This window comes from Paucibacter sp. KCTC 42545, from assembly GCF_001477625.1.
In the GTDB taxonomy this organism is placed as follows: domain Bacteria; phylum Pseudomonadota; class Gammaproteobacteria; order Burkholderiales; family Burkholderiaceae_C; genus Paucibacter_A.
The window spans coordinates 1,464,392-1,489,606 of record NZ_CP013692.1 but is presented as its reverse complement, the minus strand read 5'-3'; the positions used below and the strand labels follow the sequence as shown (position 1 = coordinate 1,489,606).

The following is a 25,215-nucleotide window of genomic DNA, read 5'->3' as shown; positions in this document are numbered from 1 at the left end:
AAAAACCTCAGACATGCATGCGAATGCGACAAAGGCGAACCGAGGTCCGCCTTTGAATGAGCTGGCATTGTGGTTGATGCCATGCACCAAATCGAAATCAATCGAACTTGGTACCGTACTTCCATTGAAATTTTTGGTGGGTGCTGACGGGCTCGAACCGCCGACCTGCGCCGTGTAAAGGCGACGCTCTACCAACTGAGCTAAGCACCCGGAAGGCCTGAAATTATACGGGATTAATTGACCGCATCTTTCAAAGCCTTGCCAGGACGGAATTTTGGCACCTTGGCGGACTTGATTTTGATGGCATCCCCCGTGCGTGGGTTGCGGCCCGCACGCGCAGCGCGCTTGGTGACGCTGAACGTACCGAAACCCACCAGCGACACCGTGCCGTTCTTCTTCAACGTGGTCTTGACACCGACTATCACTGCTTCCAAAGCCCGCGCCGCCGCAGCCTTGGAAATATCCGCTTGCGTGGCAATGTGATCGATCAGTTCAGACTTATTCACGAAGAGTCCTCTCAAATTTGAAATCAAGGCATGCGCTTGATGCCACGATTCATGGGGCTGGATGGGGCTGCATTTGCACCACGGCCACGCGAAAAAACCCGGCCGGAGCGCTTATCGGAACAAGCCGACAGTGGCGCAGGGAAGCGGATTCTATGGGATTCCGAAGGGCTTGGATTGCCGGGAAAAGTCCTGATACAAAGTGCTGGCATTTGTGCCCGGACACCATCTCAGCAGGCTTGCTTTTCGCACCACAAGGAACGAGGCCGAATTCAGAGCGGAAACTCGCTTGAACCCGTTTCAACGCAAGCCAAATCAGTTCATCGTGCCTTCGCGCGAATTTCGGGCAAGGCTTTTTGGAGGTAGTAAACCATGGACCAAATGGTCAGAATCACCGCCAAATAAATCAGCCAGGTGCCCCACAGTTTGGTCGAGATCAGGCCGAACAAGGGGCCATCAAACAGCAGGAAGGGAATCGCCACCATCTGCACCGTGGTCTTGAGCTTGCCGACCATATGAACGGCCACACTGCTCGAAGCGCCAATTTGCGCCATCCACTCGCGCAAGGCCGAGATGGTGATCTCGCGGCCGATGATGACCAAGGCCACCAAGGCATTGACTCGCCCCAACTCCAGCAAGATCAGCAGCGCAGCGCAAACCAGAATCTTGTCAGCCACCGGATCCAAAAAAGCCCCGAAGGCGGAGGTTTGATTCAGCTTGCGCGCCAGATAGCCGTCGAGCCAGTCCGTCAGCGCCACCAGCACAAAGAGGGCTGTGGCCAAGAGATTCTGGCTGTCTTTGGAGATGTCCAAATAGAACACGCCCACAATCAGCGGAATGGCGACGATGCGAGCCCAGGTGAAGAGCGTAGGCAGTGTGAAGAACATGCTGGGCATTGTGCACAACAAAAGGGCACGATTCCGGCTTCGCCTAGGCCCACTGTCGCTTTATTGATTCAAGCAGCCCGACTCAGTCCAGCGTACGCGGCTTGAAGCGGCGCTCGTCATTGAACAAAAAGGTCTCGGTGAACTTCCAGGGCTTGGGCATGGCGGCCACATTGCCAAAGGGTGCCGCACGGTGAATAGCCTCAATGGCCAATTGCACCGTCTCCGGCGCTTGGCCCGGCTTGCGCAACACATTGACGCGCTTGACGCTGCCGTCTTGGTTCAGCTCGACTTCCAGCACCGGAATGGCCAGCAAGATATCCGGCACCAAGCCCATATAGCTGCGCTCCGGATTGGCCGCCACCAAACGCTGCGCGGCTTGCAGGCGCAAATCATCAGGCTTACGCACCGCCTTGGGTGGTGGCAAGCTGACGCTGGGTTTGGCGCTGGGCCCGGGTGCGCTGGGCGAGCCGGGTGTCGGTGTGCGCCCACCCTGCCCGTCTCCGCTACTGGCCCCGCTCGGCGTAGCCGGACTGGATGGGCCCGTTGGGCTGACCGAGCCCGTGTTGACAGAGCAGCCGCCCAGCAAGGCCGCCAAGCCAAGCCCGAGGGCCAGATTCTTGAAGTCGTATTTTTCAGTGCTAGACATAGTTTTTTTCTCTGGCAATATATTCAGGCCCGGCCTCGCTGCAGCACACGGTAGATTTCCTCAGCAAGGTCGCGTGCTCTGCACTTCAGCCTTGTCGCTTGTTGCGAGCCAAGTCCTTCGGCAGGCGTCGCAAGCGCTGCTTGCTCGGTCCGGCCTCAGTGAAGCACGCGGTAGATCTCTTCGGCACGCTCGCGTGTTCTGCACCTCAGCCTTGTCGCTTGTTGCGCGCCAAGTCCTTCGGCGGGCGTCGCAAGCGCTGCTTGCTCGGTCCGGCCTCAGTGCAGCACTCGGTAGATCTCTTCTGGAAGCTCGCGTGTTCTGCACCTTAGTGCAGCACGCGGTAGATTTCCTCAGCAAGCTCGCGTGAAATCCCCTTCACCGTCGCAATCTCCTCCACGCTGGCTTGAGCCACCCCTCGCACACCGCCGAATCGCTGTAGCAGTTGGGCGCGCTTTTTGGGGCCAATACCGTCAATGTCTTCCAACCTCGAGCTGCCCGTGCGCACCGCCGCGCGCTTGGCCCGCATGCCGGTGATGGCGAAGCGGTGCGCCTCGTCGCGAATCTGCGCCACCAACATCAGGGCCGCCGAATCGCGCCCCAAACCGATTTTGCTGCGGCCATCGGCGAAGACCAGCTCTTCCAGGCCGACCTTGCGGCCCTCACCCTTTTCGACGCCAACGATCAAGCTCAGGTCCAGGCCCAGCTCCTCAAACACCTCGCGCGCCATCGAGACCTGCCCACGGCCACCATCCACCAAGACCAGATCCGGCAAGCGCCCGGTACCGAGCTGCGCGGCTTCGGCCAGCTTGCCGTAACGCCGAGTCAAGACCTGACGCATGGCGGCGTAGTCATCGCCACCAGTGATGCCTTCGATGTTGTAGCGGCGGTACTGGCTGCTCTGCATTTGGTGCGACTCAAACACCACGCAAGAAGCCATGGTGGCCTCGCCCGCGGTGTGACTGATGTCGAAACACTCGATGCGAAAGGCATCCAGCTCCTGCACCGACATATCCAGGGCATCGACCAAAGCGCGAGTGCGAGCCTGCTGCGAGCCCTCTTCAGACAAGAGACGCGCCAGCGCCAACTCCGCCCCCTTGACGCACATCTCTTGCCAGATGCGGCGCTGCGCACGCGGCTGCGCCTGCGTGGTGACCTTGAAACCGGCTTGCTCGGTCAGCGCCTGTGCCAGAGCCTCATCCACCGGCTCGCTGACAACGATCAGTGAAGGCACCGCCGCCTCCAGATAGTGTTGGGCCATAAAGGCCTCCAGCACCAAGCGCTCGGGCGAGTAGTCAACGGCTTGACCGGCGCCACCGTCCTCGTCCTCATCGGCCAGGCGCAGCGCCGTAGCTTCTTCGACATGCTTGGGGAAGAAGGCCCGGTCCCCCAGATGCCGGCCACCGCGCACCATGGCCAAGTTGACGCACGCCCGCCCGCCTTGCACCTTGGCCGCAAGGATGTCCACATCGCGGTCGCGCCCGGTGGCACTGTTTTCGTCCATGGACTGCTGCTGCAGCACCTTGGCCAGGGCCTGGATTTGGTTGCGCAGCTCGGCCGCTTGCTCAAACTCCAGGCGATCGGCATGCGCCATCATCTGCACCTGCAAGCCGTCCATCACCTCTTGGGTGTCGCCCAGCAAGAAGCGTTCAGCGTGGCTGACGTTGCGGGCGTAGTCCGGGCCTTGGCCCTCGGGCACGCAAGGGCCGGAGCAGCGGCGGATCTGATAAAGCAAGCAAGGCCGGCTGCGGTTATTGAAGACCGTGTCTTCGCAGCTGCGCAGCTTGAAAACTTTTTGGATCAGCTGGATCGATTCCTTCACCGCCCAGGCGCTGGGGAACGGCCCGAAGTAGCGATGCCGCCTATCCACCGCGCCGCGGTAGTAGCTCAGGCGCGGGAAGGCATGGCCACTGAGCTTGAGATAGGGGTAGCTCTTATCGTCCTTGAACAAGATGTTGAACTTGGGGTTCAGCGTCTTGATCAAATTGTTTTCCAGCAGCAAGGCCTCGGCCTCGGTGCGCACCACCGTCGTATCCAGGCGGGCGATGCGCGCCACCATCATGCCGATGCGGGTGCCGCCGTGGTCTTTCTGGAAATAGCTGGAGACGCGTTTTTTTAGGTGCTTGGCCTTGCCGACATAAAGCACCTGGTCTTGCGCATCGAAGTAGCGGTAGACGCCGGGCAAGCCGGGTAAAGCCGCCACCTGGGCAAGAATTTTCTCGCGGCGCTCGCGGGCGGCCTGCTCCATCTCTTGCACGCGCTGGGTCTCGGCGGCCTCGATGAGTTGGCGCTCGGCGCTCCACTCGGCTTGCTTTTGAGCGCCGAGTTGGGCTGCGTCATCGCTGGCAGTGGGGCCTGCAGTCGAACTGAGTGGGTCGGCTTGCCCCAGCGGCTGGTCTTTCGACACGGGTTCTTGCATCTCGGGGTCTGGCATCTCTGGCACTTGCATCAGCCGGATTGTGCCGCCCCGGATAATCCCCCCATGGGAATGCAATGGGATTTGTTTTGCCGGGTGATCGACAACTACGGCGACATAGGAGTCAGCTGGCGCCTGGCCCGCGATCTGGCCGCACGCGGCCAAGGGGTGCGCTTGTGGCTGGACGATGCCGCGCCGCTGCAGTGGATGGCGCCGCAGCCGCGCCCGGCGGGGATTGATGTCTTGCCCTGGGGTGACCCGGCGGCCGACCTCAGTGATAGCGATGTGGTGATCGAAACCTTCGGCTGCGAATTGCCCGGAGCCTTTATCGCCCGCATGGCCGCGCAAGCGCGCCCGCCCCTGTGGCTCAATCTCGAATACCTCAGCGCTGAGGCCTATGTAGAACGCAGCCACGGGCTGGCTTCGCCGCAATTCAGCGGCCCCGGGCGCGGCTTAGCCAAGTCATTCTTCTACCCCGGCTTCACCGAACGAACCGGCGGCCTCTTGCGCGAGCCCGGCCTGCTGCAAGCGCAGGCGCGCTTTGATGCCCAGGCTTGGCTGGCGGCGCAAGGCATCCAACGCCCCAAACCGGAAACGCAAATCGTCAGCCTGTTCGCCTACCCCAATGCCGCCCTGCCCGAGTTGCTGGACGGCTTGGCGCAGCAAGATTGCCTGCTGCTGGTCTGCGCCGGCCAGGTGCAAGAAGAAATGCTGGCACTGCGCCGCGCCCAGGCCTTGCCTGCAGGTCTGCAGTGGCAAGCCCTGCCCTACTTGAGCCAAAGCGACTTTGACCATTTGCTCTGGGCCTGCGACTTCAACTTCGTGCGCGGCGAGGACTCTTTTGTGCGCGCCCAATGGGCCGGCAAGCCCTTTGTGTGGCAGATTTACCCGCAGACGGACGGCGCCCACGCGCCCAAGCTGGAGGCTTTTATGGACCGCTGGCTGGCTGGGGCCGACAGCACGATGGCTGCCGACTACCGCCAACTCTGGCGCAGCTGGAACGGCCTGCAAGCCTGGCAAGGCCTGCCTTGGCCAGGGACTTTGGCATTGCGCCACGCCCAAGATTGGCGTGATCTTTTGACGCAGCAAAACGATCTCACCAGCCAGTTGCTCGGCCTCGCCCATAAAACAAGCTAAAATCCAAGGCTTTGCCGCGCCACGGGAAATCGTTTTCTGAATATTTCTTGCCGACGCGGGCAATGAATCAATTGCATTATTGGCCAGTAGGGGCGCGCATAGCATGCAAAAGCCCGCTGCGAGAGTGAACCAGGCTGAATCAGACGACAAGCCACTTTCGCGCCAAGCCAAGCCCCGTAACACCTGTCCATCCCAATATCGGAACGAACACCCATGAAGATTGCACAAGAAATCCGCGCCGGCAACGTGATCATGCACGGCAAGGACCCGATGGTCGTGCTGAAGACCGAATACAGCCGTGGTGGCCGTAACGCCGCCACCGTGCGCATGAAGCTCAAGAGCTTGCTGAACAGCTCGGGCACCGAAGTCGTGTTCAAGGCCGACGACAAGATGGACCAGGTCATCCTGGAAAAGAAAGACTGCACCTACACCTACTTCGCTGACCCGATGTATGTGTTCATGGACACCGAGTACAACCAGTTCGAAGTGGAAGCCGAGAACATGGGCGACGCCCTGTCCTACCTGGAAGACTCCATGCCCGTGGAAGTGGTGTTCTACGACGGCAAGGCCATCTCGGTCGAACTGCCCACCTCGCTGGTGCGTGAAGTGACCTGGACCGAGCCGGCCGTCAAGGGCGACACATCGGGCAAGGTTCTGAAGCCTGCCAAGATCTCCACCGGTTTCGAAATCCCCGTGCCAATCTTCGTGGCCCAGGGCGACAAGATCGAAATCGACACCCGCACGCACGAGTACCGCAAGCGCGTCTAATTGCTGCACGCAGCTTTAGACGAGTTCAAAAAAGCGCACCTCGGGTGCGCTTTTTTTATGTCAAGCAGGGATGCGCATGAGCCTTGATTCGCAACGATTGTTTGAGGCCTATGTGCACGACCAGCAGGACCTGCCCCTGCCGGGCTACGCGCTTGAAGCCCTGCCCCATCTCCGCCGCCACATCCCCTTGGGCGCGGCCGCGGACCATGAAGCCCTGCTGTGCTTCGCGCGCTTAAGCCCGGGCGACGAGTTAGCGCAGATCCAAGCGCAGATTGAGTTTTTCCGGGCCCGCAAGCAAGACTTTGAATGGAAGGTCTACGCGCTTGATCAGCCCACTGATCTCAAGCAGATGCTGGAGTCGCAAGGCTTTCTGGCCGATGACCCCGAGGTGTTCATGACTTACAGCCTGCGCGGCGCCAGCCGACCGGCGCGGGCGCTGCCAGCAGGGGTGGAGATTCGGCGCCTCAGCAGGCCAGAACAACTGGATGACATCTTGCAGGTGCAAGCGCAAATCTGGGGCCGAGACTTCGAATGGCTGCGGGCCAAATTGGCCACTAGCCTAGAACAGCCCGAAGCCATCAGCCTGTTTTGCGCCTATGCCGACGGCCAGTCCATCGCCAGCGGCTGGACCGACTATCCCGCCGGCTCACGCTTTGCCGAATTACATGGCGGCGCCGTCTTACCTGCCTGGCGCGGGCGCGGCGTCTTCTCTGCCCTGCTGGATGTCCGCATCAGAGACGCCGCCCAGCGCGGCTACGAGTGGCTGGCAGTAGACGCCGCACCGATGAGCCACCCGATTTTGCTGGCGCAAGGCTTCACGCCCGTCTGCATGACCTGGCCGCTGCGAAAAGCTCACACCCAAGCCTGCGCCGAATAGGCCCGGTCTTTGGCCAGCCAGACCTGATCGTGCCCGGCGCCGGCCGGAATCATCGGAAAACAGTTTTCCTCGGCTGCCACTTGCACGTCCAGGAAGAAGGGGCCATCAGAGTCCAGACAGCGCAGCAAGGCCACGTCCAGCTCCTCGCGCCGCGTCACCCGCAGCGCCTGCCAGCCAAAAGCCTGGGCCAGTGCGACAAAGTCAGGCAAGGCCTCGGTGTAGCTGTGGCTGTAGCGGCCCTCGTGGATCAGCTCTTGCCATTGCCGCACCATGCCCATGCGGCCGTTATTGCACAGCACCAGCTTGACCGGCAGGCGGTGCTGCACGGCGGTGGAAAGCTCCTGAATATTCATCAGCACCGAGGCGTCACCGCTGACGCACACCACCGGCTTGCCCGGATGTGCCACCTGCGCGCCGATGGCCGCGGGCAGGCCGTAGCCCATGGTGCCGGCGCCGCCTGAGGTCAGCCAGCGCCGCGGCCGCTCGAACTGAAGATATTGCGCCGCCCACATCTGATGCTGGCCCACATCGGTGGACACGATGGCATCGCGGCCGTTCAAAGCGGCCTGCAAGCGACTCATCAAGGCCTGAGGCAAGACCTGACCCTCGCAAGTGGACTCATCAAAATGCAACGAGCGGGCCGCGCGCCAGTGCTCGATTTGCGCCCACCATGAACTCAGGTCGGCTGCCTCCGCCTCACCCCAGGCATCCTCCAGAGCCACGAGACTAAGGCCGCAATCACCCAGCAAAGCCACATCGGCCCGGCGCACCTTGTTGATCTGCGTGGCCGCCACGTCCAGATGGATCACCTTGGCGCCAGGACAAAAGCGATCCAGGCGGCCGGTCACGCGATCATCAAATCGGGCGCCAACGCAAATGATCAGGTCGGCATGGTGCATGGCCAGATTGGCCTCCAGCGTGCCATGCATGCCCAGCATGCCGATGAACTGTGGCTCACTGGCCGGGAAGGCGCCCAAGCCCATCAGCGTCAAGGTGCAAGGCGCCCCGCTGCGGCGCAGCAAGCGTGCCAGGGCCGCGCAGGCGGTGTCTCCGGAGTTGATCAAGCCCCCGCCGCCGTAAAACACCGGGCGGCGCGCAGCACGCAGCAGCGCAATGGCGGCAGCCACTTGCTCGGGCGCTGGCGCTAAGGCCGTATCGCCTGACACAGCCCTTGGCAGCGGCGCGCAAAAAGGCTGCGACAGCGGTGCTAGCTGGATGTCTTTGGGAAAGTCCACCAGCACCGGCCCAGGGCGCCTACCGGCCGCACAGGCGAAGGCTTGTGCCACGGTGGTGGCGACCGCATCCGCCGCACGGATCTGCACATTCCACTTGGTCACCGGCTTGGAGATGCCCAAGGCATCGCATTCCTGAAAGGCGTCGGTGCCGATGGCGGTGGTGGCGACCTGCCCGCTGACGCACAAGACCGGCACCGAATCACACAAGGCGTCCAGCAAGCCGGTGGTGGTGTTGCTCATGCCGGGGCCGGAGGTCACAAACACCACGCCGACCCGGCCGGTGCTGCGCGCATAACCCTCTGCCGCATGGACAGCGGCCTGCTCATGGCGCACCAGCACGTGGCGCAGGCGCGGCTCGCCATGCAAGGCGTCATAAAGGGGCAGCACAGCGCCACCGGGGTAGCCGAACACGGTATCCACCCCCAGGCTCAGCAGGCTGGCGATGAGGGCTTGGGCGCCATTGGCGGCGCGGGTTTCAGAGGCGAGATTCATGCCTCCACTGTGCCCAAAGCCGGGCGGCAAAGGCTTTCGAAATTCTTGTGATAAAAACGAATTTCAGCAAATCCTCCTGCCAATTCGACATTTCACAGAATGAAACTGGATAAATTCGACTTTGCCATTCTGCGCGCGCTGCAGCAGGATGCCCGCATCAGCCTGCAAGAACTCAGCGCCCAAGTCGGCCTGACCAGTTCGCCCTGCTGGAGCCGCATCAAGCGCATGGAAGAAGACGGGGTGATTGAAGGCTATGCCGTGCGCGTGAACGCGGCCAAGGTTGGCCTGGCGGACACGGTGATCGTGCAGGTCACGCTGGACAATCATTCGGACCAAGCTTTGGCCGACTTTGGTCGCGCGCTGGAGCAAATTCCAGAAGTGCTGGAAGCTTTTTTGGTCTCGGGCGACTACGACTACTACGTGCGCATCGCGGTGGCAGACACACGCGACTACGAACGCTTACTGCGCGAGCGGCTCTACCAAATCCCCGGCATACGCCACAGCAAATCGAGCTTTGTGCTGCGCCAGCTCAAGCAGAGCCAGCTGCCGCTGCGCGCCGGGGGTGGTGGCTGAACTCAGTGTGTCCGCTTGGTCTTGGCTGCGGCCTTGACGCCGGACTTAACACCTGCCTTGGCGCTGGACTTGGTCCCCGCCTTGGCCTGGCTCTTGTTGCTCGCTTTTTTGGCGGTCTTGTTGCCAGACTTGGCCTTGGCCGCACTCTTGCCGCTGGCAGCCTTGCCCTTAGCCGCCTTCTGGCCAGACTTGGCGTTCTTGTCGGCGCGGGCCTTCTTGCTGCTTGCTTTGGCCTTGGCCTTGGCTGTAGGTGCCGGTGCAGGTACCTGCGCGGCAGGCTCAGGACTGACACGACCGGCCACCGCGGGCGGCATCGGCTGGTCCACGGCAATGGCTTGAGACTGCTGCGGAATTTGCTGCGCCAGGGCCACACTGCTCACCAAGCTGACCAGGGCCAAGAGCATCAATTTTTTCATCCAGGGACTCCAATAGGTTCAGATGCCAAATCGAGGAGGTGACGGCATCACTGCGCGCGATTTTAGTGGCGCGTCAACATGACCCGATCAGATGAACTCGCCTTCACGCATCCACTTGGTTGCCACCCACTTCTCACCTTCCAGCACCGGCGCGCCGCCGTGCAGAGTTTGCGTACTGGCGTCGGGCCGGTCGTAGCTGAAGAACACCGCATTGCCCTTGACGGGCGAGACGGCCAGCTGGATGTCCGGAAACACCGTGGCGCCCCCCGCCAGCGGCGTGTTGAGGTAGATCACCAGGGTGCCAACACGCTGCCCGCCGCGGGCCAGAATCGCCGGCGTGGCGGGATGCTCGGGGTCGAAGTAATCGTAATGCGGCTGATACTCGGCGCCGGGCCGGTAGTGCAGCACTTGCAGGCCTTCGCCGTTTTCCACCGGCCAGTTCAGCAAGGCGGCGATGCGGGCTTCGACGCGCGCAATCAAGCCGTCCTCACCGCGCCGGAAGAACATGCCGTCGCTGGTGCGGGCGCTGTTGACCTCGCTGCCACTGGCGGCGTCGGCCACCGTCTCTGAGCGCGTCAGGCGGGGCTCGGCCTGTGCGATCAAGGCATCGCATTCGGCATCGGACAAGATGCCACCAAACACCACCACCCGCGGTTGCGCCAGGGTCAGCAAAACCTTGACCTCATGCCCCTCCACCCACAAGCTGTTGGCGCCTTTGTTCAGCTCGGGCTCAGGCAGGCGACCCGAGGGTGGCAGGTTGCGCTGGGTCGCGGTGAATGCCTTCAGGGCGGGCAATTGCTGCTGCGCCTCCAGGACCTCGCGCAGGGCTTGATTGGCCACCGCTGCATCCCAACCGCTGGCACGCATCGCCGCCAGCACCTTGTCCTGGCCATGGCCTTCTTTGAGCTGCACTGCGATCCAGCGGCGCACTTCCACAGTCACCAATTGCTGCGACATCCCCTGTCCTTTCAATCCACGCGGCGACGGAATAACAAACGCTCGGGCGTCGACAACTCGGGCTCAAAGGCATAGCCCTCGGCATCAAAGCCCTGCAAGCCGGCCGGCGTATCAATCCGCTGAGTAATGGCGTAACGCGCCATCAGGCCCCGCGCCCGTTTGGCGAAAAAGCTGATGATTTTGTACTGGCCGTTCTTCCAGTCTTCGAACTGACATTCAATCACGCGCGGGCGCAGGCAGCGGCGGTCAGCGGCCTTGAAATATTCCTGCGAGGCCAGGTTCACGATGACAGGTGACACATCGGCCGCAGCCCGGGCATTCAGATGCTCGGCCAGGCCATCGCCCCAGAAGCTGTACAGGCTGGCACCGGCCGGATTGGCCAGACGCGCGCCCATTTCCAGGCGATAGGGCTGCACCAGATCAAGCGGGCGCAAGACCCCGTAGAGCCCCGAGAGAATGGCCAGGTGCTGCTGCGCCCAAGCCAGATCATCCAAGCTCATGGTCTTGGCCGAGAGGCCGCCGTACACATCGCCATCAAAGGCAAAGGCGGCCGGCTTGCTATTGGCATGATCAAAGTGCGGCACCCAGCTTTGATAACGGTCCACATTGAGCGTGGCCAGGTCCTCGGACAAATGCATCAAGGCCGCCACCTCGGCGGCCGACTTGGCCTTGAGGATTTGAATCAAGGCCTCGGACTGCGGAACAAACTGCGGCTGGGTGCTGAGGGCCTGAACCGACGCGGGGGTCGGCGTCTCATAATCGAGCGCCTTGGCGGGAGAGATCAAATAGAGCATGCAGACATTTTCGCTTTAGCAAAAACAAGCAAACCCGCCGCAGCGGGTTTGGGGCGTCAAAAAAGACGAGCTTACTTGGCCAGCAGCTGGTTCACCGAGCTGATATCGGCAGCGCTCAGCTGCCCGGAGGCTTGACGCAGCTTGAGGCCGTTGACGATGACGTCGTAGCGCGCCTTGGCCAGATCACGCTGGGTGGTGAAGAGCTGGAACTGCGCATTCAACACATCCAGGTTGACGCGCACGCCCACCTTGTAGCCCAGTTGCGTGGCTTCCAGGGCCAGCTTGGAGGACGACTCGGCCGCCTCGTACGCCTTGACCTGGGCGCTCAGAGACTGCACGCCAAAGAAGGCGCGCTTAGTGCCTTCGGACACGCTGCGGCGGGCGAAATCGAGGTCATTGCGTGACTTCTCTTCCAGCGCCAGCGTTTCCTTGATGCGGTTCTGATTGGCGCCACCCGAATAGAGCGGGTAGTTGATGGACAAGCCCACATTGGCCGAACGCGTCGTGCCTTCGCCAAAGGCGCGTGCAGCAGTGGCGTCCTTCAGACTGTTATTGCTGTTCTGCACATTGATGGCACCGCTCATGTCCACCGTCACGCCATCTACAGCGCGCGCCTTGGCGGTTTCCAGCGTGGCCACTTCAAGGCCCAGCTTGGCCTTGCGAATGGCGGGGTGCAACTCATCGGCCTGGCTCACCCAGGGCTCCACATTCACCGGCATCACGGCCGGCAGGGCCACCGGCACGGCCAGGGGCTTGGGCACCACACCAACACGGCCCACCAGCTGGTCCAGGGTCACACCCTTGACGCGCAGATCGTTGTCTGCGGCCAGTTCAGTGGCCGTTGCCAAGTCGTAGCGAGCCTGGGTTTCACGGGTGTCGGTGATGGTGGCGGTGCCGACTTCGAAGTTGCGCTTGGCCGAGGCCAGCTGTTCGGCGATCGCTGCCTTGGAGGCCTTGGCGGTGCCCAGGGCATCTTTGGCGGCCAGCACATCGAAATAAGCCTGCGCCATGCGCACGATCAAATCCTGCTCGGCAGCTTCCAAGTCGGCTGCGGCCACGCTGAGGCCACGCTTGGCTTGCTCGATGGTGCGGGCATTGGCGGGGTTGTACAGCGCGTACTTGCCCTGCAAGCTGCCTTGCACAACCAGCGAGTTGTAGTTGACGCCGTTGATGGGCTCGGTGCGCTGCACAGATGGGCCGACGCCAACGCCCAAGGTGGGCCGAGCCAGCGCCTCGGCCTGAGCTGCCTTGTACTGGGCCGAATCGGCCTGAGCGCGAGCCGACAGATAGCTGGCATCAAAGCCGCGCGCCGCGTCGTACAACTCCTGCAGGCTTTGCGCTTGAGCACCAGCGGCCGAGCCAAAGGCCAGCAGCAGCGCCAGGCCCAGGCGGTTCAAGGGGGTGAAACGCGATTGGATTGCACGACGGTCAGACATGGGCGTCCTTATGAACTTGGAGTTTGAACTTGAAGTAATCAATATCTTGGCACAGCCGGGTCCACGTCTTGGGACCATGCATCGATGCCGCCGGCGAGGTTATAGACGGAATCAAAGCCCTGGCGCTGCAAAAATGCGACGACTTGCAGACTTCGCATCCCGTGATGGCAATAACAGACGATGGGCTGCGCCGGGTCCAGCTCGCCAAATCGCGTCGTCACCTGCCCCATGGGCATCAGGTTCGCACTGATGCCATCAAGGCGGATGCTGGCCAGCGCGGCCTCCCAGGGCTCGCGCACATCCAGCAGCAACGGTTTGAGCTCGGGGCCGGCTTGGCACATTGCCAGCACCTCGCGCGGGCCGATTTGTTGCATCGAGCTCAGAAGCTGAAGCTGCTGTGCTCGGCAAAACCGTGCAAGCGCGGCGCGGCAGTGTCGAACAAGACTACGCTGTTGAACTGCTTGTCGGCTTGGCGGGTCACCAGGGTGGCGCGCATCACCGGCGCGTCGCCCACGATGGCCAGCAGGCGGCCGCCAACCTTGAGCTGATTCAACAATTGGGCCGGCACCTCAGCCACCGAGCCCGACAGCAAAATCGCGTCGAACGGTGCTTCGCCAGGCAAGCCAGCAAGGCCGTCTTGCGCCTGCACCACCACATTGCGCACGCCCGAGCGGCGCAGATTCTCTTTGGCCAGCGCCACCAGCTCAGGATTGCTTTCCAGGCTGAAGACGCGCTGGGCGCGGTGGCCCAGCAAGGCGGCCATGAAGCCGCTGCCGGTGCCGATTTCCAGCACCTTCTCGTGGCGCGCCACATTCAGGGCCTGCAGCAAGCGGGCTTCAACCCGCGGGGGCAGCATTTGCTGGCCACCGGGCAGAGGGATTTCCGTATCCATGAAGGCCATGGTCTTGTAGACGGCAGGCACGAAATCTTCGCGCTTAACCACGGCCAAAAGCGCCAGCACGCCCGCGTCCAGCACATCCCAGGGGCGGATCTGCTGTTCGATCATATTGAAGCGGGCTTGTTCGATATTCATCTTATTTCCTCGTCAAAGGACATCATCGTCCGGTCGGTCTGCGGCAATTTTAGTGGCCCGCAAACTTAGCCTTGAACCAATTCGCCAAATCATCCAGATAGCAATAGATCACCGGCACCACCACCAGGGTCAGCAGCGACGAGGTGATCACCCCGCCGATCACGGCCTGCCCCATCGGCGCGCGCTGCTCCGAGCCCTCGCTCAGCGCGAATGCCAGCGGCACCATGCCGAACACCATGGCCAGCGTGGTCATCAAAATCGGCCGCAGCCGCACCTTGGCGGCGTGCAGCAAAGCCTCCTCGCGGCCCATGGGCTCGGCGTCCACCCCGTAAGCATGCTCACCCTGGCGCGATCGAATCGCGAAGTCGATCAGCAAAATCGCGTTCTTGGTCACCAAGCCCATCAACATGACGATGCCGATGATGCTGAACATATTCAGCGTCGAGCGGAAAGCCAGCAGCGCCAGCACCACGCCGATCAAGGTCAGCGGCAGCGAACTCATCAAGGCCAGCGGCTGCAAAAAGCTCTTGAACTGGCTGGCCAGAATCATGTAGATGAAGATGATGGCCAGGCCTAGCGCGCCCACGGCGTAGGCGAAGGACTCGTTCATATTCTTGGTCGAGCCGCCAAAGCTGTAGCGGTAGCCAGGCGGGAAGGCGGTGTCGTCCAGCACGCGCTTGATCTCAGCCGAAATCTCACCGGAGCTGCGGCCCAGGGCGTTGGCGTCGATGGTGATCTCGCGGTTCATATCGCGCCGGTTGATCTGGTTCGGACCCGTAGAGGGGCGCACATCAGCCACCTGACTCAGGCGCACCACGCGCGGCGTGCCGTCGGAGGCGGCCGCCACATTGATGGGCATGCGCTGCAGATCGGCAATGGCGTCGCGACTGTCGGGGCCGAGCCGCACGATCACGTCGTAGTTCTCGCCATCGGGCGCCCGCCAATTGCCCACCGTGGTGCCGGCCACCATGGTGCGCAAGCTATTCGCCAGGCTGTTGACATTGAGCCCCACATCGGCCGCCGCGTCGCGCTTGACCTCCACCGACACGGTGGGCTTGTTCGGTTTGAGTGTCGTATCCAGATCCACCAGGCCGGGGATCTTGAGCAAGCGGGCTTGTACCTGCTTGGAGATGCGCTCCAACTCCCCCAGGTCCGGCCCTTGAATGGAGAACTGCAAGCTCTTGCCGCCACCCAAATCGGTCTGCCCGATATTGGTGACCGTGATGCCGGGAATGCGCGCCAGCTTCTCGCGCATGGGCGTGACCAGCTCATTGACGCTCAGCTTGCGGTCCTTGCGATCCTGCAGGCGCACATAGGTGGCGCCGTAGATCTTGCCGGCCGCAAAGCCGCTATTGATGGTGGTGACGGTGTAGAGCACCTCAGGCATCTGGCGCAGGGCCTGGTCGATCTGCTTGGCGCGGGCCTCGGTCACTTCCAGGGCGGAGCCGACGGGGGTGTAGAAGTTGATCTGCGTCTCGGACATATCCGCCTTGGGCACGAACTCCTTGCCTACGGCGGACAACAAGGCACAGCTGCTCAGCAAGGTGGCCAAGGCAATGGCCAAGGTCTTGCCCTTGTGGCGCAGGGACCAGACCAAGACCGTTTGGTAAACCGCCGACAGCCATTCGGTGAAGCGATCAAAGGCGCCAGTGATGCGGCCCAGGGTCCTGTCGTACAAGGTCACCGGCGGGCCTTTGTGCACGCCATGCGCTTGCGGGTCGTGCCAGACGCTGGAGAGCATCGGGTCCAGGGTGAAGCTGACGAACATCGAGATCAGCACCGCCGCAACGATGGTGATGCCGAACTCGTGAAAGAACTTGCCGACGATGCCGCCCATGAAACCGATGGGCAAGAACACCGCCACGATGGACAAGGTGGTGGCCAGCACCGCCAGGCCAATCTCTTGCGTGCCGTCCAGCGCGGCCTGCTTGGGTGAGGCGCCCATCTGCACATGGCGCACGATGTTCTCGCGCACCACGATGGCATCGTCAATCAACAAGCCCACGCACAGGCTCAAGGCCATCATGGTGATGTTGTTGATGGTGAAGCCGAAGATGTACATGAACAAGAAGGTGCCGATCAGCGCAATCGGCAAGGTCAGGCCCGTGATGATGGTGGAGCGCCAGGAGTTGAGGAACAAGAAGACGATCAAGACCGTCAGCGCCGCGCCCTCGAACAAGGTGCGCTGCACATTGGCCACCGAGACGCGAATGGCGCGCGAGTTGTCGCGATTGACCTCCGTGCGAATGCCTGGGGGCATGCTGGTCTGCGCGTTCTTCAGGGCGGCGTACAAGCCATCCACCACCTCGATGGTGTTCTCGCCCTGGCTCTTTTGCACGCTCAGCAAGACGGTGCGCTGGCCGTTGTAAAGCGCCAGGCTTTCCACTTCCTGCGGGCCGTCCACCACATCGGCCACTTGCCAGAGCTTGACCGAGGCGCCGCTCTTGCGCGCCACCACGATGTCCTTGAACTCCTCGGGCCGCTTCAGGCGGGCATTGATCTGCACCACCTGTTCTTTCTCGAGCGAACGCAGATTGCCCATGGGCAGTTCCTGGTTCTCGCTCTTCACCGCCGCCAGCACTTGGTCCACGGTGATGCCCATGGCCTCCATGGCCTGCGGCCGCAAACGTACCTGGATCTGGCGCTGCAGGCCGCCCACCAAGCTCACCGAGCCGACGCCGCGCACATTCTCCAAGCGCTTGAGCAAGACCTGCTGCGCCCAGGTGCTCAGCTCTTGCGTGCTGTGCTGATCACCATCACTCAACACCGCCACATTGAAGATGGGCGTGCTTTGCGGGTCAAAGCGCGAGACGCGCGGCTCTTTGACTTCGTCACGCAGCAAAGGCCGGATCAGCGCCACCTTCTCACGCACGTCTTCGGCGGCCTTGCGGCCATCCACATCCAGATTGAACTCGATGATGACCACCGAGCTGCCCTCGTAAGAGCGCGAGGTCAGTGCACTGATGCCCGCCACCGTGTTGACCGCCTCCTCCACTTTCTTGGTGACTTCGCTCTCCACAATCTCCGGCGAGGCGCCGGGATAGTCCATCTGCACCACCACGGTGGGGAAGTCGATATTGGGGAACTGGTCAACGGACAGGCGCTGATAGCTGAACAAGCCCAGCACCACAAAGGCCAGCATGACCATGACGGCCATGACGGGGTTTTGAATTGAAACGCGGGTGAACCACATGCTCGGTGCTCCCGGCTCAGCGCTGTGCGCCGGAGGCTGGCTTGGCGGATGAAGCGGCTGGCGCCGTCGCATTCACAACCGCATTCACCGTCGCCAAGGTCACCGGCGTGCCATCGGCCACCAGGCCAGCCGTACCGGCCAGCACCTGGCTGCCTTCGACCAAGCCCAGGCCCGCGCTCGTACGCACTTCCACCGCGGCCTTGCCGCCGACCTCGCCCGCCGGGCCCACATCCACCGTCACCGCCTGAACCTTGCCGCCGTCAATCTTCAGCACATAAGGCCGCGCTTTTTCCAGACGCAAGGCCGATTGCGGCAGCACCAAGGCCTCATGCTCGTCCAGCAAAAGCTTGCCGCGCGCGAACATGCCGTGGCGCAAACCCGGCTGACCAGGGATGCTCAGATAAACCAAAACCGCGCGGGAACCGGCCTGCGCCATCGGGCTGATGCGGCTCACCACCGCTTGCACATCCTGCGCCAGGCCTTCCACCTGCAGCCGCGCCTTGGCGCCCACCCGCACCGCAGCCGCGAACTCGGGCGCCAAGGTGGCTTCCATTTCGAGCTGACTCAAATTGACGATCTCCAGCACCTTGGCATCAATGGCCAGGCGCTCACCCGGTTGCGCAAAGCGCTGCGAGACCTGGCCAGAAATGGGGGCGATCAAACGCGCATCGGCCTGGGCTTTGCGCGCCAGCTCCACCGCCGCCATGGCGGCCATCAAGTTCGCTTGGGCTCCCGCCTCACTGGACACGGCTTGCTCCATGGCCGTGGGCGAGATAAAGCCTTGGGCCACCAGGGCCCGGTTGTTCTCCAGCGTGCGCTTGGCAATATCGAGCTGCGAGCGGCTGGCGGCAGCCGTCTGCTCGGCCTGGCGCAGGCGCCAGTTCAGTTCGGTGGCCTCAATTTGGCCCAGGGATTGGCCGGCACGCACCGTGTCGCCCTCGCGCACGCTCAGCTGGGCCAGTTCGGCCGCGACCTTGGCCTTGATCACCGCGCTTTCCAGCGCGCGCACATTGCCCGAGATATCCAAGCTGCTGACGAAGCGCTGGCGCTTGAGCGTCAGCACATCGATGGCGGCCAACTCCAGCCCGAGGGCGGGCTTGGCGGCAGCCTGCGAGGCCGCCGCAGCGGCCTGCCGGGATTTCATGACATTGACACCCACCACACCCGCGCCCACCAGAACCGTCAAGGGCAGCGCAATCTTCAACCAAGTCTTCATCGAGAACATTCTTTCGTGAGCGGAGGGATCGGTGGGGTTAGTGAACTTGAGGCTGCCGCTTGCGGATGGCACAGGCCGCGCAAGAGCAGATCCAGATGCACGGCCAACACGGCCGGCGGGTCGATGCTCGGGCCCTGCAACTGATGCGGACCAAAAGCCTGTTTGAACAAAATCATGTGCAGCATGGGGCCGATCAAGACATTGACCGTTTCATCCACCGGCACGGCGCGGAACTCACCTTGGTCAATGCCGCGCCGCAGCAAGGCACCCAGCACCTGGTGGGTAGGCAAAATCACCTCGTCCATATAGAACTGCGCCAACTCGGGGAAGTTGCCCGCCTCGGCCAGCATGATTTTGCAGATGCCGCCCAAAGCGCCCTGCCCGACCTGGCAGAGCCAATCTCCCATGACACGGCGCAGCAAATCGGCGCTGCTGCCAGTGTGCAGGGCCACTTGGCTGGCGCTGTCGGCAATATGAATCGCGAGGCTGTTGCGAACCACCGCCTTGAACAGCTCTTCTTTGCTGGGGTAGTAGCGGTAGAGCGTGCCCTTGGACACCCCTGCTCGGGCCGCCACCGCCTCGCTGCGCGTGGCAGCAAAACCGCGCTCGACGAACAAGGCCAGCGCCGCGTCCAGCAATTCCTGCGGGCGCGCTTGTTTACGCCGCTGGCGCGGCGGCGTGGCAGTTGGCGATGCTGAAGACGAGGCGGCGTTCAAAAGCGGGTGTGCGGCGGTGAAGGAATCAATCCGTGAGCGAGCGAGCGAACAGGACAAACAATCCGGCAAGCCAGACGCCACAGAGTTATTGACTGATCGGTCAGTAATGTATTCGCCCGGCCCGGCCGGGGTCAATCCTTGCGCGCCCTCAAACCACAGCCTCTTCTTCTCTTAGCGGGCCACAGCCGGGAGCCAAACGATCGATTCAAGCGGCGCCCACGCGGAAGGGAGCTGACACAGGCGCACGCTATCATCGCGCCCACCTCGAAACTGGAGTTTGCGTTGGATACTGTGTTGTTGATCAAGGCCGCGATCATGGGGATCGTTGAAGGCCTGACCGAGTTCTTGCCGATTTCTTCCACCGGCCATTTGATTTTGACCGGCTCCCTGCTGGGTTTTGACGACGCCAAGAGCAAGGTCTTCGACATCGCCATCCAAACCGGCGCCATCTTTGCCGTCATCCTGGTGTACTGGCAGCGTCTGCGCGACACCGTCGCCGGCCTGGGCTCCGACGCACGCGCCCGCCGCTTCACCAAAAACGTGGCCATCGGTTTCTTCCCGGCCGTGGTGCTGGGCCTGCTGTTCGGCAAGGCCATCAAGGCGCATCTGTTTACTCCCACCGTGGTGGCGAGCACCTTCATCATCGGCGGCTTCATCATCTTGTGGGCCGAGCGCCGCCAAAGCGCAGTGGTGCGGGTCGAGAACGTGGACGATATGAGCCCGCTGGATGCCCTGAAAGTGGGCATGCTGCAATGCCTGGCCATGGTGCCCGGCACCAGCCGCTCAGGCGCCACCATCATCGGCGGCATGCTGATCGGCCTGTCGCGCAAGGCGGCCACTGATTTCTCCTTCTTCCTGGCCATCCCGACCCTGATTGGCGCCGGTGCCTACAGCCTGTACAAGGAACGTGCCCTGCTGAGCACGGCCGATCTGCCCATGTTCAGCGTCGGCCTGCTGTTCTCCTTCCTGAGCGCCTGGGTCTGCGTGCGCTGGTTGCTGCGCTATATCTCCAGCCACAGCTTTGTGCCCTTTGCCTATTACCGCATCGTCTTCGGCGTGATCGTGCTGGCCACGGCCTGGAGCGGGCTGGTGGTTTGGGCGGATTGATTTCGCCCCAGGTCATCGCAGCCTGAGCCCTTCAGGCTGCAAGGACTGACTGCAACTGCCGGGCGTGGGGCTTTGTCCGCGCCACGCGAGGGTGACTCAAGCCCGCCCCGGCATCAGCCTGACACCCAAGGCTAAAATCGCCGGATGACGATCACCCTCAAAACCGGCTCCGACATCACCGCCCTGCGCATCGCCGGGCGCCTGGCTTCCGAAGTGCTGGACATGCTGACACCGCATGTCCAACCCGGCATCACCACCGAACAACTCGACAAGCTGGCGCATGACTACATCGTCAATGTGCAGCAAGCCATTCCCGCGCCGCTGAACTACACGCCCGCGGGCTATATCCCCTACCCCAAGTCCATCTGCACCTCGGTCAACGATGTGATCTGCCACGGCATCCCGAATGATCGGGCGCTGAAGAATGGCGACATCGTCAACATCGACGTCACCGTGATCAAGGACGGCTGGCACGGCGACACCAGCCGCATGTTTGTCGTGGGTGACAAGGGCTCCATCGCCGCCAAGCGCCTGTGCGCCTTCACCTATGAAGCCATGTGGAAGGGCATTGCCAAGGTCAAGCCGGGCGCTTACTTGGGCGACATCGGCCACGCCATCCAGACCTTTGCCGAAAACGCCGGCTTCAGCGTGGTGCGCGAGTTCTGCGGCCACGGCATCGGCCAGGTCTTCCACGAAGAACCGCAAGTGCTGCACTACGGCCGCCCCGGCACCCTGGTGCAACTCGAGCCCGGCATGGTGTTCACCATCGAGCCCATGATCAACCTCGGCCGGCGCGAGATCAAAGAACACAACGACGGCTGGACCATCAAGACCAAGGATCGCTCCTTGTCTGCCCAGTGGGAACACACGCTGATCGTGACCGACACCGGCTACGAGGTGTTCACCCTGTCGGCCGGTAGCCCGCCGCCGCCGGCCTTCATCACCGCCACCAGCACCTGAGGCCATGGGCAAGCTGCCCGCGCCTGCGCTCGCTGCGCCACTCAGCAGCGCCGATATGAGCGACCTGCGTCAACGTTTCAAGGCCGGCAAAAAGGCCTTGCTGGACGAATTCGCCCAGGCCCGCCCCACGCTGACCGCATCGGCCACGCTGCTGCGCCGCTTGGCGCGCCATGTTGATGCGCATCTGCAGCTACTCTGGGCCGCGGCGCAAATGCCGGCCGGCGCGGCGCTGGTGGCGGTGGGCGGCTACGGGCGGGACGAGCTCTTCCCCTATTCCGACGTGGATGTGCTGGTGCTGCTGCCCGATGGGGTGGAGGCCCATACCAGCGGCGCCATCAAGTCCGGCATCGAAGCCTTCATCACCGCATGCTGGGACACCGGCCTGGAGATTGGCTCCTCGGTTCGCACACTGGACGAATGCCTGATCGAAGCCGGCGCCGATGTGACGGTGCAGACCGCCTTGCTGGAGTCACGCTTGCTCTGCGGCGCCCGCGCCCTGCACAAGCAGATGGAAGCGCAGCTGATGGCCAGCATGGACGCCAGCGCCTTCCTGCGCGCCAAGACGCTGGAAATGCGCCAGCGCCATACCAAGTACGAGGAAACGCCCTACTCGCTGGAGCCCAACTGCAAGGAAAGCCCCGGCGGCTTGCGCGACTTGCAAGTGCTGATCTGGATCGCCCGCGCCGCGGGCTTGGGGCAGACTTGGCGGGAGCTGGCGGCCAAAGGCCTGATCACCAAGTTTGAAAGCCATCAGCTGCAGCGCAACGAAGGCCTGCTCAAGCTGATCCGCGCCCGCCTGCACCTGATTGCCGGCCGCCGCGAAGACCGCCTGGTGTTCGATTTGCAGACCGCCGTGGCCGAGAGCTTTGGCTACACCGCCAGCAAGGCGCAGCGCGCCTCCGAGGTGCTGATGCGGCGCTACTACTGGGCCGCCAAGGCCGTCAGCCAACTCAACCAGATTCTTCTGCTGAATCTGGAAGAGCAGGTCAATGGCTCGCAACAAGGCCTGATGCGCAATATCACGCCCGAATTCCTGGACCGCGCCGGCATGCTGGAAGTGGCCAGCGACGAGCTCTACCAGCAGCAGCCCCACGCCATCTTGCGCACCTTCTTGCTGTATCAGCAAACCCCTGGCATCAAGGGCTTGTCGGCGCGCACCCTGCGCGCGCTCTACAACGCCCGCGAGCTGATGGATGCCAAGTTCCGCCGCGACCCGGTGAACCGCGCCACCTTCATGGAGATCCTGCGCCAGCCCGAGGGCCAAACGCATGCCTTCCGGCTGATGAACCAGACCTCGGTGCTGGGCCGCTACTTGTGGGTGTTCCGCCGCATCGTCGGCCAGATGCAGCATGACCTGTTCCACGTCTACACGGTGGATCAGCACATCTTGATGGTGCTGCGCAATGTGCGGCGCTTCTTCATCCCCGAGCATGCGCATGAGTACAGCTTTTGCTCGGCCCTGGCCGCGCAGTGGGACAAGCCGGAGCTGCTCTACATCGCCGCCCTTTTCCACGACGTAGCCAAGGGCCGTGGCGGCGATCATTCGGACTTGGGCGCCGTCGAGGTCAAACGCTTCTGCCGCGACCACGGCCTGAACAAGGACGATACGGCGCTGGTCTGCTTCATGGTGCAACACCACCTAACGCTTTCCCGTGTGGCCCAAAAAGAAGACCTGTCCGACCCCGAGGTGATTGCCGCTTTCGCCGCCAAGATGCGAGATGAGCGCCACCTCACCGGCCTGTATTTACTCACCGTGGCCGATATCCGCGGCACCAGCCCCAAGGTCTGGAATGCCTGGAAGGGCAAGCTGCTGGAAGACCTCTACCGCGTCACCCTGCGCGCCCTGGGCGGCGCCCGGCCGAATGCCGATGCCGAAATCGAGGCCCGCAAACATGAGGCCCGCAATGCCCTGGCCCTGCACAGCATGTTGCCCGGCACCGAGGCCCCGCTGTGGGAGACGCTGGAGCTGAGCTACTTTGCCCGCCACGAAGCCAGCGAACTGGCCTGGCATGCGCGCTCGCTCTGGCGCCATGTGGGCGCGGGCCAGGCCATCGTCAGCGCCCGACCCTCACCGGTGGGCGAAGGCTTGCAGGTGTTGGTCTACTCGCCCGACCGGCCCGATCTGTTCGCCCGGCTATGTGGTTACTTCGACGGCGCCGGCTTCAATATCCTCGACGCCAAGGTGCACACCACGCGCAATGGCTATGCGCTGGACACTTTCCAGGTCGCCAGCCCGGACCTTGACCTGCATCACCGCGATCTGGTCTCGCTGGTGGAAACCAAGCTGAGCCAGACCCTCAATGCGGCCGGGCCTTTGCCGGAGCCGCGTCGGGGCCGCCTGTCGCGCCGGGTCAAGAGCTTCCCCTACACGCCGCGCATTGCGCTGCGGCCGGATGAGCGCGGGCAGCGCTGGTTGCTGTCCATCAGCACCACCGATCGCGCCGGCTTGCTCTATGCCATTGCCCGCGTGCTGGCGCGCCATGGCATCAATTTGCAGCTGGCCAAGATTTCCACGCTGGGCGAACGGGTCGAAGACACGTTCCTGGTCGACGGTCCCTCCCTGCAACTCAACCGCGCGCAGTTGCAGATCGAGAGCGAATTGCTCGACGCCATCGCCTTGCCCAAGTAAGCCAAAGACCAAATTGAAATCATGAGCCCACGCCCACAAGTCATCGACGCGGCGCAGGCCCTGGCCGCCCCACAGGCATTCGACGCCGTCATCGACGTGCGCAGCCCTTCCGAGTTTGCCGAGGATCACTGGCCCGGCGCCCTCAACTGGCCGGTGCTGGGTGATGAGGAGCGCCGCATCGTCGGCACGCTCTACAAGGCCTCGCCTTTCGAAGCGCGCAAGCTCGGCGCCGCCTTGGTGGCACGCAATATCGCCAAGCATCTGGACACCCACGGCGCGGACTTGCAACGCAATTGGCGCCCGCTGGTCTACTGCTGGCGCGGCGGCCAGCGCTCCGGCGCCATGCATTGGTTCTTGGGCCAGATCGGCTTCAAGTCCCTGCAATTGGTGGGCGGCTACAAGGCCTACCGTGCGGAAGTGCGATCCGGCCTGGAAACCATGCCGCTGGGCCTGCAGCTGCGCGTTTTGTGCGGCCGAACCGGCACGGGCAAAACCCGTTTGCTGCAGGCGCTGCGCGCCCAGGGCGGCCAGGTGTTGGACCTGGAAGGCCTGGCCCTGCACCGTGGCTCGGTGCTGGGCGCGCTGCCGGGCCAGCCCCAGCCCAGCCAGAAGCGCTTTGACTCCCTGTTGTGGCAAGCCCTTAAGTCCATGGACCTGAGCCGGCCCATCTTCGTGGAAAGCGAAAGCCGCAAGATCGGACAGCTGCGCCTGCCCGAACCCCTGCACGCTGCCATGCGTGCCAGCGCCACGATTTTCTGGGTCGACATGCCCGACGAGGCCAGAGTGCAGTTGCTGCTGCAGGACTATGCCCATTTCATCCAGCAGCCCGAGGCCTTCTGTGCACTGATGGACTGCCTAGTGACCCTGCGCGGCCGCCAGAAAGTGGAGCGCTGGCAAGCCCTGGCTCGCGACGGCGACTTCGCCAGCGTCTTCGCCGAGCTGATGCGCGAGCATTACGACCCCGGCTACGAACGCTCACTCAGCGGCCACTATCCCCAGCTGGCGCAAGCCCAACGCTTGCATCTGGCCGATGGCGAGAGCGCCAGCCTGAACGCAGCGGCCGCGCAATTGCTGCAAGGTTGAGGCGCGCAGCATCCCGCCAAAACCCCAAGGGCGCCGAGGCGAGCAGCGGTCAATAATGCAGCGAAGAGTTTTTCCGATCCGGACCTGACTTGATGTTGCTCAAGCCGCTTTGGCGCGCTGCGCGGCATCATCCACGCTGACACA

Annotated in this window: 22 protein-coding genes and 1 tRNA gene; 8 read left to right on the top strand and 15 right to left on the bottom strand. The window is 62.9% G+C overall.

Going from position 1 to position 25,215, the window contains the following annotated elements:
* Positions 1-134: 134 nt before the first annotated feature.
* The 5 genes from AT984_RS06610 to uvrC all read right to left on the bottom strand — a co-directional run bounded on the left by AT984_RS06610 (position 135) and on the right by uvrC (position 4,281).
* A tRNA-Val gene (locus AT984_RS06610) sits at positions 135-210 on the bottom strand.
* A 23-nt stretch (positions 211-233) separates the two neighbouring features.
* On the bottom strand, positions 234-506 hold the full coding sequence (locus AT984_RS06605) for an HU family DNA-binding protein (RefSeq protein WP_058719413.1): 273 nt from the start codon (positions 504-506) through the stop codon (positions 234-236).
* A gap of 317 nt (positions 507-823) precedes the next feature.
* Positions 824-1,390 carry a CDP-diacylglycerol--glycerol-3-phosphate 3-phosphatidyltransferase gene (pgsA, locus tag AT984_RS06600; RefSeq protein ID WP_058722136.1) on the bottom strand — a complete coding sequence of 189 codons (567 nt, stop codon included), beginning with the start codon at positions 1,388-1,390 and terminating at the stop codon, positions 824-826.
* Between the two features lie 82 nt (positions 1,391-1,472).
* Positions 1,473-2,036, bottom strand: a complete 564-nt coding sequence (locus AT984_RS22860) for a hypothetical protein (RefSeq protein ID WP_156421918.1) — start codon at positions 2,034-2,036, stop codon at positions 1,473-1,475.
* Positions 2,037-2,361: 325 nt separating this feature from the next.
* Positions 2,362-4,281 carry an excinuclease ABC subunit UvrC gene (gene uvrC, locus AT984_RS06590; RefSeq protein ID WP_058722135.1) on the bottom strand — a complete coding sequence of 640 codons (1,920 nt, stop codon included), beginning with the start codon at positions 4,279-4,281 and terminating at the stop codon, positions 2,362-2,364.
* Positions 4,282-4,521: 240 nt separating this feature from the next.
* Between uvrC and earP the strand changes: the two genes are divergently transcribed.
* The 3 genes from earP to AT984_RS06575 all read left to right on the top strand — a co-directional run bounded on the left by earP (position 4,522) and on the right by AT984_RS06575 (position 7,231).
* Positions 4,522-5,586 (top strand): elongation factor P maturation arginine rhamnosyltransferase EarP, encoded by a 1,065-nt coding sequence (gene earP, locus AT984_RS06585; protein WP_058722134.1) that lies wholly within the window; start codon positions 4,522-4,524, stop codon positions 5,584-5,586.
* A gap of 213 nt (positions 5,587-5,799) precedes the next feature.
* The gene (efp, locus tag AT984_RS06580) at positions 5,800-6,354 is read left to right on the top strand and encodes an elongation factor P (RefSeq protein WP_058719411.1); all 555 of its coding nucleotides are present in this window, start codon (positions 5,800-5,802) and stop codon (positions 6,352-6,354) included.
* A gap of 76 nt (positions 6,355-6,430) precedes the next feature.
* Complete coding sequence (locus tag AT984_RS06575) at positions 6,431-7,231, top strand: GNAT family N-acetyltransferase (RefSeq protein ID WP_197418264.1); 801 nt, start codon at positions 6,431-6,433, stop codon at positions 7,229-7,231.
* On the opposite strand, the gene ilvB is transcribed toward AT984_RS06575, so the two are convergent.
* Positions 7,207-8,958, bottom strand: a complete 1,752-nt coding sequence (ilvB, locus tag AT984_RS06570) for a biosynthetic-type acetolactate synthase large subunit (RefSeq protein ID WP_058719409.1) — start codon at positions 8,956-8,958, stop codon at positions 7,207-7,209. The two genes, AT984_RS06575 and ilvB, sit on opposite strands and share 25 nt — an antisense overlap.
* A 99-nt stretch (positions 8,959-9,057) precedes the next feature.
* On the opposite strand from ilvB, the gene AT984_RS06565 reads away from it, so the two are divergent.
* Complete coding sequence (locus tag AT984_RS06565) at positions 9,058-9,531, top strand: Lrp/AsnC family transcriptional regulator (RefSeq protein ID WP_058719408.1); 474 nt, start codon at positions 9,058-9,060, stop codon at positions 9,529-9,531.
* Between the two features lie 2 nt (positions 9,532-9,533).
* Here AT984_RS06565 and AT984_RS06560 read toward each other — a convergent pair whose 3' ends face one another.
* The 9 genes from AT984_RS06560 to AT984_RS06520 all read right to left on the bottom strand — a co-directional run bounded on the left by AT984_RS06560 (position 9,534) and on the right by AT984_RS06520 (position 19,292).
* Positions 9,534-9,947 (bottom strand): hypothetical protein, encoded by a 414-nt coding sequence (locus AT984_RS06560; RefSeq protein WP_058719407.1) that lies wholly within the window; start codon positions 9,945-9,947, stop codon positions 9,534-9,536.
* An 87-nt stretch (positions 9,948-10,034) separates the two neighbouring features.
* Positions 10,035-10,904 (bottom strand): 2OG-Fe(II) oxygenase, encoded by an 870-nt coding sequence (locus AT984_RS06555; RefSeq protein WP_058719406.1) that lies wholly within the window; start codon positions 10,902-10,904, stop codon positions 10,035-10,037.
* Positions 10,905-10,915: 11 nt separating this feature from the next.
* Positions 10,916-11,698, bottom strand: a complete 783-nt coding sequence (yaaA, locus tag AT984_RS06550) for a peroxide stress protein YaaA (RefSeq protein WP_058719405.1) — start codon at positions 11,696-11,698, stop codon at positions 10,916-10,918.
* A gap of 71 nt (positions 11,699-11,769) precedes the next feature.
* Positions 11,770-13,134 carry a TolC family outer membrane protein gene (locus AT984_RS06545; protein WP_058719404.1) on the bottom strand — a complete coding sequence of 455 codons (1,365 nt, stop codon included), beginning with the start codon at positions 13,132-13,134 and terminating at the stop codon, positions 11,770-11,772.
* Between the two features lie 38 nt (positions 13,135-13,172).
* Positions 13,173-13,508 carry a rhodanese-like domain-containing protein gene (locus AT984_RS06540; RefSeq protein WP_058719403.1) on the bottom strand — a complete coding sequence of 112 codons (336 nt, stop codon included), beginning with the start codon at positions 13,506-13,508 and terminating at the stop codon, positions 13,173-13,175.
* Between the two features lie 5 nt (positions 13,509-13,513).
* On the bottom strand, positions 13,514-14,167 hold the full coding sequence (locus tag AT984_RS06535) for a protein-L-isoaspartate O-methyltransferase family protein (protein ID WP_058719402.1): 654 nt from the start codon (positions 14,165-14,167) through the stop codon (positions 13,514-13,516).
* Between the two features lie 49 nt (positions 14,168-14,216).
* A complete protein-coding gene (locus AT984_RS06530; protein ID WP_058719401.1) occupies positions 14,217-17,360 on the bottom strand; it encodes an efflux RND transporter permease subunit in 3,144 nt (1,047 codons plus the stop codon).
* Positions 17,361-17,376: 16 nt separating this feature from the next.
* Positions 17,377-18,576, bottom strand: a complete 1,200-nt coding sequence (locus AT984_RS06525) for an efflux RND transporter periplasmic adaptor subunit (protein WP_058722133.1) — start codon at positions 18,574-18,576, stop codon at positions 17,377-17,379.
* Positions 18,573-19,292 carry a TetR/AcrR family transcriptional regulator gene (locus tag AT984_RS06520; protein WP_082679831.1) on the bottom strand — a complete coding sequence of 240 codons (720 nt, stop codon included), beginning with the start codon at positions 19,290-19,292 and terminating at the stop codon, positions 18,573-18,575. The genes AT984_RS06525 and AT984_RS06520 overlap by 4 nt, the downstream gene beginning before the upstream one ends.
* 282 nt (positions 19,293-19,574) lie before the next feature.
* Between AT984_RS06520 and AT984_RS06515 the strand changes: the two genes are divergently transcribed.
* From AT984_RS06515 to mnmH, 4 genes are all read left to right on the top strand, one after another.
* Complete coding sequence (locus tag AT984_RS06515; RefSeq protein WP_058719400.1) at positions 19,575-20,399, top strand: undecaprenyl-diphosphate phosphatase; 825 nt, start codon at positions 19,575-19,577, stop codon at positions 20,397-20,399.
* Between the two features lie 144 nt (positions 20,400-20,543).
* Positions 20,544-21,359 carry a type I methionyl aminopeptidase gene (gene map, locus AT984_RS06510; protein ID WP_058719399.1) on the top strand — a complete coding sequence of 272 codons (816 nt, stop codon included), beginning with the start codon at positions 20,544-20,546 and terminating at the stop codon, positions 21,357-21,359.
* Between the two features lie 4 nt (positions 21,360-21,363).
* Complete coding sequence (locus AT984_RS06505; protein WP_058719398.1) at positions 21,364-23,988, top strand: [protein-PII] uridylyltransferase; 2,625 nt, start codon at positions 21,364-21,366, stop codon at positions 23,986-23,988.
* Positions 23,989-24,009: 21 nt separating this feature from the next.
* Positions 24,010-25,071 carry a tRNA 2-selenouridine(34) synthase MnmH gene (gene mnmH, locus AT984_RS06500; RefSeq protein ID WP_058719397.1) on the top strand — a complete coding sequence of 354 codons (1,062 nt, stop codon included), beginning with the start codon at positions 24,010-24,012 and terminating at the stop codon, positions 25,069-25,071.
* Positions 25,072-25,215 lie beyond the last annotated feature (144 nt).

Bases quoted from the DNA above. Each gene is read 5' to 3' on its own strand.
- AT984_RS06540 (WP_058719403.1), bottom strand. From the start codon at position 13,508: ATGCAACAAATCGGCCCGCGCGAGGTGCTGGCAATGTGCCAAGCCGGC.
- AT984_RS06505 (WP_058719398.1), top strand. From the start codon at position 21,364: ATGGGCAAGCTGCCCGCGCCTGCGCTCGCTGCGCCACTCAGCAGCGCC.
- uvrC (WP_058722135.1), bottom strand. From the start codon at position 4,281: ATGGAGCAGGCCGCCCGCGAGCGCCGCGAGAAAATTCTTGCCCAGGTG.
- AT984_RS06545 (WP_058719404.1), bottom strand. From the start codon at position 13,134: ATGTCTGACCGTCGTGCAATCCAATCGCGTTTCACCCCCTTGAACCGC.
- AT984_RS22860 (WP_156421918.1), bottom strand. From the start codon at position 2,036: ATGTCTAGCACTGAAAAATACGACTTCAAGAATCTGGCCCTCGGGCTT.
- AT984_RS06575 (WP_197418264.1), top strand. From the start codon at position 6,431: ATGAGCCTTGATTCGCAACGATTGTTTGAGGCCTATGTGCACGACCAG.
- earP (WP_058722134.1), top strand. From the start codon at position 4,522: ATGCAATGGGATTTGTTTTGCCGGGTGATCGACAACTACGGCGACATA.
- yaaA (WP_058719405.1), bottom strand. From the start codon at position 11,698: ATGCTCTATTTGATCTCTCCCGCCAAGGCGCTCGATTATGAGACGCCG.
- efp (WP_058719411.1), top strand. From the start codon at position 5,800: ATGAAGATTGCACAAGAAATCCGCGCCGGCAACGTGATCATGCACGGC.
- AT984_RS06535 (WP_058719402.1), bottom strand. From the start codon at position 14,167: ATGAATATCGAACAAGCCCGCTTCAATATGATCGAACAGCAGATCCGC.
- map (WP_058719399.1), top strand. From the start codon at position 20,544: ATGACGATCACCCTCAAAACCGGCTCCGACATCACCGCCCTGCGCATC.
- mnmH (WP_058719397.1), top strand. From the start codon at position 24,010: ATGAGCCCACGCCCACAAGTCATCGACGCGGCGCAGGCCCTGGCCGCC.
- pgsA (WP_058722136.1), bottom strand. From the start codon at position 1,390: ATGTTCTTCACACTGCCTACGCTCTTCACCTGGGCTCGCATCGTCGCC.
- AT984_RS06525 (WP_058722133.1), bottom strand. From the start codon at position 18,576: ATGAAGACTTGGTTGAAGATTGCGCTGCCCTTGACGGTTCTGGTGGGC.
- AT984_RS06530 (WP_058719401.1), bottom strand. From the start codon at position 17,360: ATGTGGTTCACCCGCGTTTCAATTCAAAACCCCGTCATGGCCGTCATG.
- AT984_RS06555 (WP_058719406.1), bottom strand. From the start codon at position 10,904: ATGTCGCAGCAATTGGTGACTGTGGAAGTGCGCCGCTGGATCGCAGTG.
- AT984_RS06565 (WP_058719408.1), top strand. From the start codon at position 9,058: ATGAAACTGGATAAATTCGACTTTGCCATTCTGCGCGCGCTGCAGCAG.
- AT984_RS06560 (WP_058719407.1), bottom strand. From the start codon at position 9,947: ATGAAAAAATTGATGCTCTTGGCCCTGGTCAGCTTGGTGAGCAGTGTG.
- ilvB (WP_058719409.1), bottom strand. From the start codon at position 8,958: ATGAATCTCGCCTCTGAAACCCGCGCCGCCAATGGCGCCCAAGCCCTC.